This window comes from Frankia sp. CcMO1 (genome assembly GCF_977945845.1).
This window is the reverse complement of record NZ_CDWTMG010000222.1, coordinates 1,321-8,873: the sequence shown is the minus strand read 5'-3', so window position 1 is coordinate 8,873 and position 7,553 is coordinate 1,321. Positions and strand designations below refer to the sequence as shown.

7 protein-coding genes are annotated in these 7,553 nt (G+C 71.4%); 5 read left to right on the top strand and 2 right to left on the bottom strand.

Annotation, left to right across the window (positions count from 1 at the left end):
- The coding region (locus AC08OU_RS19935; RefSeq protein WP_476605543.1) for a TerC family protein at positions 1-350 on the top strand (350 nt) is incomplete at its 5' end.
- A 73-nt stretch (positions 351-423) separates the two neighbouring features.
- Here the strand turns inward: AC08OU_RS19935 and AC08OU_RS19930 are convergent.
- Positions 424-969: a hypothetical protein gene (locus tag AC08OU_RS19930; RefSeq protein ID WP_476605542.1), complete on the bottom strand. Its 546-nt coding sequence runs from the start codon at positions 967-969 to the stop codon at positions 424-426.
- Between the two features lie 321 nt (positions 970-1,290).
- Here AC08OU_RS19930 and AC08OU_RS19925 point away from each other — a divergent pair, with 321 nt between their 5' ends.
- Together AC08OU_RS19925 and AC08OU_RS19920 are read left to right on the top strand one after the other, a co-directional pair.
- Positions 1,291-2,772: an XRE family transcriptional regulator gene (locus AC08OU_RS19925; RefSeq protein ID WP_476605541.1), complete on the top strand. Its 1,482-nt coding sequence runs from the start codon at positions 1,291-1,293 to the stop codon at positions 2,770-2,772.
- Positions 2,773-2,791: 19 nt separating this feature from the next.
- Positions 2,792-3,349: a GNAT family N-acetyltransferase gene (locus AC08OU_RS19920; protein WP_476605540.1), complete on the top strand. Its 558-nt coding sequence runs from the start codon at positions 2,792-2,794 to the stop codon at positions 3,347-3,349.
- Positions 3,350-3,426: 77 nt separating this feature from the next.
- Here AC08OU_RS19920 and AC08OU_RS19915 read toward each other — a convergent pair whose 3' ends face one another.
- Positions 3,427-4,314, bottom strand: a complete 888-nt coding sequence (locus AC08OU_RS19915; RefSeq protein ID WP_476605539.1) for a hypothetical protein — start codon at positions 4,312-4,314, stop codon at positions 3,427-3,429.
- Between the two features lie 271 nt (positions 4,315-4,585).
- Between AC08OU_RS19915 and AC08OU_RS19910 the strand changes: the two genes are divergently transcribed.
- Together AC08OU_RS19910 and AC08OU_RS19905 are read left to right on the top strand one after the other, a co-directional pair.
- Positions 4,586-6,406, top strand: coding sequence for a DUF4012 domain-containing protein (locus AC08OU_RS19910; RefSeq protein ID WP_476605538.1), 1,821 nt, complete (start codon positions 4,586-4,588; stop codon positions 6,404-6,406).
- Positions 6,407-6,536: 130 nt separating this feature from the next.
- Positions 6,537-7,154 (top strand): hypothetical protein, encoded by a 618-nt coding sequence (locus AC08OU_RS19905; RefSeq protein ID WP_476605537.1) that lies wholly within the window; start codon positions 6,537-6,539, stop codon positions 7,152-7,154.
- Positions 7,155-7,553 lie beyond the last annotated feature (399 nt).

Here is a 7,553-nt window from a genome sequence, read left to right as displayed (position 1 = left end):
GCTCGCCCGCCTCGTCGCCGGCTTCCGCTTCTAGCGCGGTGTCCACCGCGACCCTGTTCGCTCTGATGGGGTCGCGGCAGCTGTACTTCCTGCTCGGCGACCTGCTCGACCGCCTGGTGTACCTGTCCACCGGGCCGGCCGTCGTCCTCGCGTTCATCGGCGCCAAGATGATCCTCGACGCACTCCACGAGAACGAGGTGCCGTTCATCAACGGCGGCCACCCCGTGGAGTGGGCAGTCGAGGTTCCGACGGTCCTGTCGCTGGTCGCGATCGCCGCGACGTTGGTGATCACCGGGATCGTGAGCCTGTCGGCGTCGTCCCGGCGTGCCGGGGGACGCGACACCGTGTGAGAGCCTGGCACGCCGCCGCGGCCCGAGCCGGAATTGCATGATCGGCGGGAATTGCATGATCGGCGGGTCGGGGTTAGCCGTGGCGGGGTGGCGGGATCGCGTTGGCCGTCGTGGTGGGGGCGGCGGGACGCGTGCGCGCCGTACCGGTCGTTTCCGCGCCGGGTGGTGACGTGTCGGTTGGGTGCGGGGCCGGCAGCGGAAGCGCACGCTGTCGGCCCCGCGTCCGTGGGCCGGTGCGGGCGGGCCCCGCCTGCGCGGGCAGCGCAAGCGGAACGGGCAGTTCGAACCAGACGGTGCCCTCGGCGTCGAAGCCCCAGTGCGCCGTGCTGGCGGCCAGGGCGGCGCAGGCCAGGCGTTCGGGTCGCCCGCCGCTGACCTCGACGCGCAGGACGCCGTCACGCACGTTGAGCCGGACATCGGCCCGCCCGCGCGCGCCGCGCATGGCGCCGAGGACGAGCAGGTCGACCAGGTCCGCCGCGGGGTCGGCGAGCCGCCGTAGTCGCCAGCCGGTCAGCAGCCAGCGCACGCGATGGGCGACTCGTTCCGCCGCCCGCCCGTCGAGCACCGTGAATGACGCCGACGACACGGGCGGTAGTTCCGGATCGCGTTCGACCTCCATTTCCCCCCTTTTCGTAGCGGTGCGCATACTGTTCGTACGGTCTGTTCGTACGGTCGTGGCCCGGCTCGTCCGGGTGACGGTTGCAGTGCATCACCTAGGTAAGCGGTGGGATCCTCGTGGGGCGACAAAACATGGTTTTTATGTTGCGGACCATGCCGGGCGTGGGCCTGTTATGCATCGTTTTTATTGCTGAAGTTGTGTTCTACCCATAGACCGTGTGGGGATACAGCATGGGGCCGACTCCGCAATGGGGAGTGAGACTTCTCGCCGGGAGACAAATCGGGGCATTGCAGGCTCACCGGGCAATCGAGAGGGGACGTCATGGGTAGATGGACAAAGGCAGACGTCACCAAGTTGCGGGACGCGATGCTCGCACAGGGGCGCACCATCGACGAGATCGCCGACGAGGTCCGCACCCTGTGCGGTGGAAGCCGGCTGGCGGCGTATCGGCTCGCCCACGGTCTCAGCCAGCCCGAGGTAGTTGAGCGTTTCCTTACCGCGACCGAGGGTGCGTTTCTCGACCAGCCAACGCTGTCCCGCCTCGAACAGTTCCCCTCGCGCAGCAGCCGCGCTCCGCTGGCGGCCCATCTGGTGCCGCTGGCGGCCATTTACGGCACCACACCTCTGCGTTTGCTCTCGTCAGAGGCACTGGACAGATTGGACCCCCGCGAGAGGGAACTGCTCCTTCGGTGGGGAAGCAGCCTCGGCCCGACCAGGCCGGGCGGGGCGGATTCGACGCCGGCAGCGTGCGCGGCGACGACGGGAGTGCAGCAGCGCGCTTCTGACCGGTCACTTGAAGGGCAGGTGGCGATGGCTGCACGCCGTGCGTTTCACTTCGCTGCGGGAGCGGAGGGCAGCAACGTGGGTCCGGAAACCCTCGCCGAGATCCAGGAGGAGGTGCGCCGGCTCGCGGCCGCCTATCCGCAGCAGCCCCTGTCGTCGCTGCTCTGTGACCTGACACAGATGCAGGACATCACGTTCCGGCTGCTGGAGGGCCATCAGCCGCCGGCCATGACGCGCGAGCTGTACGTCCTCGCCGGCGTCACGTCGGGCATGCTCGCGAAGGCCAGCCACGACCTCGGGGATCCGAGGTCTGCGATGACGCAGGCGCGGGCGTCGTACATCTGCGCCGACATGGCCGACCACGACGGCCTGCGCGCCTGGGTGCGCGGCCTCCAATCGCTGATCTCGTACTGGGCGGGGTGGTCCAACGAGGCGCTCCGGTTCGCCCGGCTCGGCGAGGAGCCGGCGAGCCGCACCATCGGTAGTGTCCAGGTGTGGATCGCCTGTCTGGAAGCGAGGGCGTGGGCGCTCTTCGGGAACGTGGACGCCACGACCACCGCGATCGAGCGGGCCGACGAGTTGCGCGACGGCATCCGGCCGGACGAGCTCGACGGCATGGGCGGCATCCTCACGTTCCCGCTGCCGCGCCAGATCTACTACGGCGCCGACGCGCTCGCCTGGCTCCCGGAGCAGCGGCACTCGGCCGAGGAGCGGGCCGCCGCCGCGGTCCGGGCGTACGAGCAGGCCGAACCCGAGGAGCGGAGCTTCGGGGACGAGGCGGGGGCTCGGGCCGACCTGGCCGTGGCCAGGGTGAGGATCGGCAACACCGAGGGCGCGAGGGAGGCGCTGAATCCGGTCCTGGACCTGCCCGTGGCGCAACGGATCAATGGCATCATCGCCAGCGTTTACCGGGTCCATTCGGCATTGCGGGAGACCGGGTCCGAGGCCGGCCGGCCGGCTCGGGACCTTCAGGAAGAGATCGAGGTGTTCTCGCAGTTCAGTGCGCAGACGACTCGATGACGACCGAGGGCGCGCGTGAATGTTCCCGGTCGACCTGACCGAGGGCCGGGTCCGCGTGCGCGAGTACCGTGCCGGCGACGTCGACGCCCTCCACCGCGTGTACGGCAGCCCCGAGGCGACCCGGCACCTGAGCTTCGAGCCCCGGTCGCGGGACGACGTCGAACTGCTGATCAAGCGGATCTCGGTGGATGCCCTCGCCCTCCCGAGGACCGAGTACGCCCTCGCCGTCCAGTTCGTCGCCGGGGACGACATGATCGGCATGGCCCGGCTCGCGCTGGGCGACTTCCGGTCCGGTCAGGTCGGGTTCGCGCTGCGGCCAGACCGCTGGGGCGGTGGACTCGGCAGCGACGTCGTACGGGTGCTGCTGCGGCTCGGCTTCGACGAGCTCCGACTGCACAGGATCTGGGGGGCCAGGTCACCGCTGAACGAGCCGTCCGCCCGCGCGATGAGCAGTGCCGGCATGGTCGAGGAGGGCCGGATCCGGGACCACGTCTTCGTTCGCGGCGCGTGGCGGGACTCGGTCGTGCACTCGATCCTGGCCCACGAATGGGACCCAGGCACACGATCCACGGACTGAGTCGTGTGTGGCCCCCGGAACGGGGTCGGAACGCGACTGAGTCGTGTGTGGCCCCCGGAAACGGGTCCAGACGCGACTCAGTCGTGTGGACCCGAACGGGTTGCGGGCGGCGACCGCAGGTCCAGAACCTGCGGGCCGCCCGGATCGTCGTCCGGCGGCTCCGGTTCGAACAGGCCGGACTGGAGCAGCCGGTACGCGGCGTCCCGCGTCTCGCCGCGCGTCCCGGTGATCGTGATCGCCTTGCGGACGGCGTTCCGCGCGACCGCGCTGACCTCGCCCGCCCGGGTGCCGTTGGTGACGCTGGCGCTGATGAGGGCGACCGCGCCCTGGCCGCGGGTGAGCGTCTCGGTCCGCCAGCCGGCTGCGGGGTGGTAGGTGATCCGTGCGACGAGCGCGATCGGCAGCGGGGAATGGTTGGCCTCCCGGCCACCGGCGATTCGCGGATGCGCCGACGGCGCCGGCGGGCGCAGCGGGAGCGGTCGCGGGTAGGCGTGCACGAGGCCGGTCGGGTCCAGGATCGCGAACAGGTCCGAGAAGTAGGTCGCCCCTGCGCGGACCAGCGCGACGACGAGTCTGGTCCGGCCCACGAGGCGCCGTCCGGGGAAGACGATCACGCTGCCCTTCCACGCCACGACGCCCGCGTGCACGAACACCAGCTTCTCGGCGTTCGCCGCCAGCCAGTGCTCGACGTCACTCAGCAGCCGGTCCGCCGCGTCCTCGAGGCGCTCGCCGTGCGACAGGGGGACGCCGTCGCGGATGCCCTGCCAGCCCGCGCCCGGGCGGTACCGCAGCCGCCACAAGCGCTCGGCCGCCGCTTCCGCGCCGTCGTCGGCAGGCTGGAACGTGCAGCGCACCAGCCGCTCCATCACGCCGGGGGCGAGTGCCCCGGGGATGTCCAGGGCGAAGCGGCGGCCGAACGCCTCGCCGACGAGTCGGCGGCTGTCTGCCAGACGGCTGGTGTTCATCGTCGCCTCCTCCCGGTCGCATCCGGCCGACAGGACCCGCCTCTCAAGGTGCACCGGTCGCCTCATGGCCTCGGGCCTTCAGCGTCACCCGGGGAGCAGCGTCACCCGGGGAGATATGCCCCAACCTACCCCGCTCCGGCGCCGCGGCATTCACGGAGGGTCTTGACAAGAAGGCTTCGGGTAGAGCCAACTCGGGCGTTCAGCCCATGTCCAACGACACGTGGTAGTCGACCGATGACGTTGTGTCAGACTCGGGTCCGTGGGCAGGGGGATGTTCGACGGATCCGCCCCGCAGGGGGGACGCTGGCGCACCGCACTGATCGTCGCCGGGGCCACCGCTGCGGTGATTGTGGGCTGTGCCGCATGGCTGGCGCTCCGCGCGCACGCCGCGCGTGACGCCGCCGTCCTGATGCAGGCGGACGGCGCCAGGCTGCGCGGGGAACTGGCCGCCTACGACCTCACCGCCGCGGGAGCGACGCTCGGCCGGCTGCGCGAGCACTCGGCCCGCGCGCACGCCGTCACCGGAGATCCGGTCTGGGCAGTGGCGAGTGCGGTCCCGGTGCTCGGGCGGGAGCCGCGCGCCGCCCGGGAGACCGCGGGAGTGGTCGCCGACGTCACTGCGGCGACACGACCGCTGGAGTCGGCGCTGCCGCGGCTCGACCCGCGGCGCGGTGGCACAGGGCAGATCGACGTCGAGGCGCTGGCTCGCGTGGGCGCGGCGCTGCCCGAGGTCTCTGCCGCCGTCGACGACGGCGCGACGAGGATGGCGACGTTGGACACCGGCTCGTTGCGGCCCCAGTTGGCCACCGGTGTCACCACCGTCCGGGACATGCTCGAGGGAGCGCGCGGCCCCCTGTCCGGAGCCCAGCCCCTGGCCCGGACCCTGCCGGTCATGCTCGGGGCCGAGGGTGAGCGGACCTGGATGGTGCTGCTGCAGCAGAACGCGGAGGCGCGCGGGACCGGTGGCCTGGTCGGTGCGTACGCCGTCGTCCGCACCGACCGGGGGAAGCTGAAGCTGGTGACGGCGCGGTCGCGGCAGAACCTCGACCGCGGACCGGCGATCCCGGTCGGCGGCGTCCCGGAGGAACTGCGGGAGCTCTGGGGGCGTGACCTGCAGGAATGGGCTGGCCTCAATCTGAGCCCGAACTTCCCCTGGACCGGCCGGCTCGTCGCCGACGGCTGGGCGGCCGACCGCCGCCGGGGCCGCCTGGACTACGTGGCGGGTGTGGACGCGCACGTCGTTGCCGCGCTGCTGGCGGGGATCGGGCCGGTGCGGCTGTCGGACGGCGTCACCGTGTCGCAGCAGAGCGCAGTGGACTTCCTCAGCCGGGGGATCTACCGGAAGTACGACGACCCTGCCGACGTCGACGCCGCGACGTCCGAACTCGTGGCGAAGGTTTTCGACCGCCTCACCAGGGGCGGGTTCAACCTGCCGGCGGTGGTGGAGGCGATGGCGGATCCGGTGTCGCAGCGGCGGCTGCTGATGTGGTCGGCCGACGCCGGCCAGCAGCAGGCGCTCGAGCGGATGACGATCGGCGGAACGCTCCCTGAGCGACCAGGCGCGTACGCGATGGCCGTGGTCAACAACGGTGGCGGCAACAAGATGGACGCCTACCTCAAGGTCCACACGACCTACTCGCCCGGCGTCTGCGCGCACGGCGTGCGCGTGGGGCACATCACGGTCGACCTGCAGAACACCGCGCCCCGAAGAGGGCTGCCGAGATACGTCACGGTGCGCAGCGACCTCGTCGAGCGAGGCCGCATCGAGGGGAGGACGCGGCGCGCGGTGCCCGGCAGCAACCGGGTGCTCCTCGACGTGTACGGGCCGGTCGCGTCCCAGGCCGCGCTGACGACGGTGGACGGCGACCCGACGGTGCCCGTCCGCGGCGTCGACCGCGGCCACAGTGTGTGGCGTGTCGCGGTGGAGTTGGGCCCCGGGCAGCGCAGGCGAGTCGACGTCGCCCTGGCCGCGCCCGCGGTGGCCGGGGACGCGGGTACGCGGCCGGTCGTGATGAGCCAGCCGATGGTCAACCCGGCCACGGTCAGCACGGAGCCGCTGGCGCCGTGTGCCGTCGTCCAGCGGAGGGGGTGACGGCGGTGGGAGGCCCGTCGTTGGGGCCGGTCGACACCGTTCGACCGGTCGGGCCTTCCGCAAAACGTCCGATGCGCAACGCCGTCATGGATGCCGGCGCGCGCTCTGTGTGACGATAGGATCACTCATTGTGAATACATCGCGTACGACGAAGAGGATCGCCGGCGCCGCAATCCTGGGGGCCGCCCTCATCGGGGGAACCGCCGCATACGCTTATCCGCCGGGGACCTCGATGACCGCCTCGATCCAGGCAGGCCCGCGCGACGACGGGCACAAGGGGACCAAGCTGAACGTGCTCGTCACGAACTCGAACCCTTCGTGCGCCATCTCGTTCCGCGCCAACGGTTCCCAGGCGACCCGGGCCGCCGGGCATACGGTCGACTTCTACCAGACGTTGTTGATCAATGCTGACCGGGGACGCCACTCGGTGACCGTGAAGACGATCGGCTGCGGCTTCCCGAACAAGGAGCAGGCGAAGAGCACCGTCCAACTCCTCAAGCCGCACATCGACACGAAGACCTCGGTGAAGCACGGCAGCAAGTTCACGGTCACCGTGAAGGACTTCCCGCCGAGTTCGCCGTTCACGGTCGTGGCCACGATGAGTGGTCAGCCGTCGGTCTCCGGGAGCGGGTCCACGAACAGCAAGGGTCTCGGCAAGGTGAAGCTGGCGCTGCCGGCCGCCGGAACCTGGGGCCTGGTTGCCACCGGTGGTGGAGTGACCAGCACGACCTCGATCAAGGTCAAGTAGCGGACGGTCCGGGCGGCGGCTCATGCGCCCGCCGCCCGGATCCCGCGACCCGACCACCTGGCCACCCGACCACCCGACCACCTGGCCCGCCTGCCCACCTCACGACTCAGCTCTGGCCCTCACCGGCCAGGCGGGATCCCGGCCGTCCCACCCGGCCCCCGTTCCTGGCCGATCCCCACCGGCGGATGACGGGCCGCGCGGACCCTGAACACCCGGACGCGGTCCGCCGTCCCGCCCGCCGCCCCGCCGGGGTGGCGCCTCAGTCGCGCTCGATCGCGCGGGGCGCCACTCCGGCGGTCGGGGCCTTGCCCGCTGCGTTCTCCGGGATGCCATCCGGCCCACCGTTCACACGACTGAGTCGTGTCTGGACCCGTTTCTGGGGTCCGCACACGACTGAGT

What these genes read in the sequence shown, in the direction of transcription:
- AC08OU_RS19930 (WP_476605542.1), bottom strand. Translation starts at nt 969, where the DNA reads ATGGAGGTCGAACGCGATCCGGAACTACCGCCCGTGTCGTCGGCGTCA.
- AC08OU_RS19925 (WP_476605541.1), top strand. Translation starts at nt 1,291, where the DNA reads ATGGGTAGATGGACAAAGGCAGACGTCACCAAGTTGCGGGACGCGATG.
- AC08OU_RS19920 (WP_476605540.1), top strand. Translation starts at nt 2,792, where the DNA reads ATGTTCCCGGTCGACCTGACCGAGGGCCGGGTCCGCGTGCGCGAGTAC.
- AC08OU_RS19915 (WP_476605539.1), bottom strand. Translation starts at nt 4,314, where the DNA reads ATGAACACCAGCCGTCTGGCAGACAGCCGCCGACTCGTCGGCGAGGCG.
- AC08OU_RS19910 (WP_476605538.1), top strand. Translation starts at nt 4,586, where the DNA reads ATGTTCGACGGATCCGCCCCGCAGGGGGGACGCTGGCGCACCGCACTG.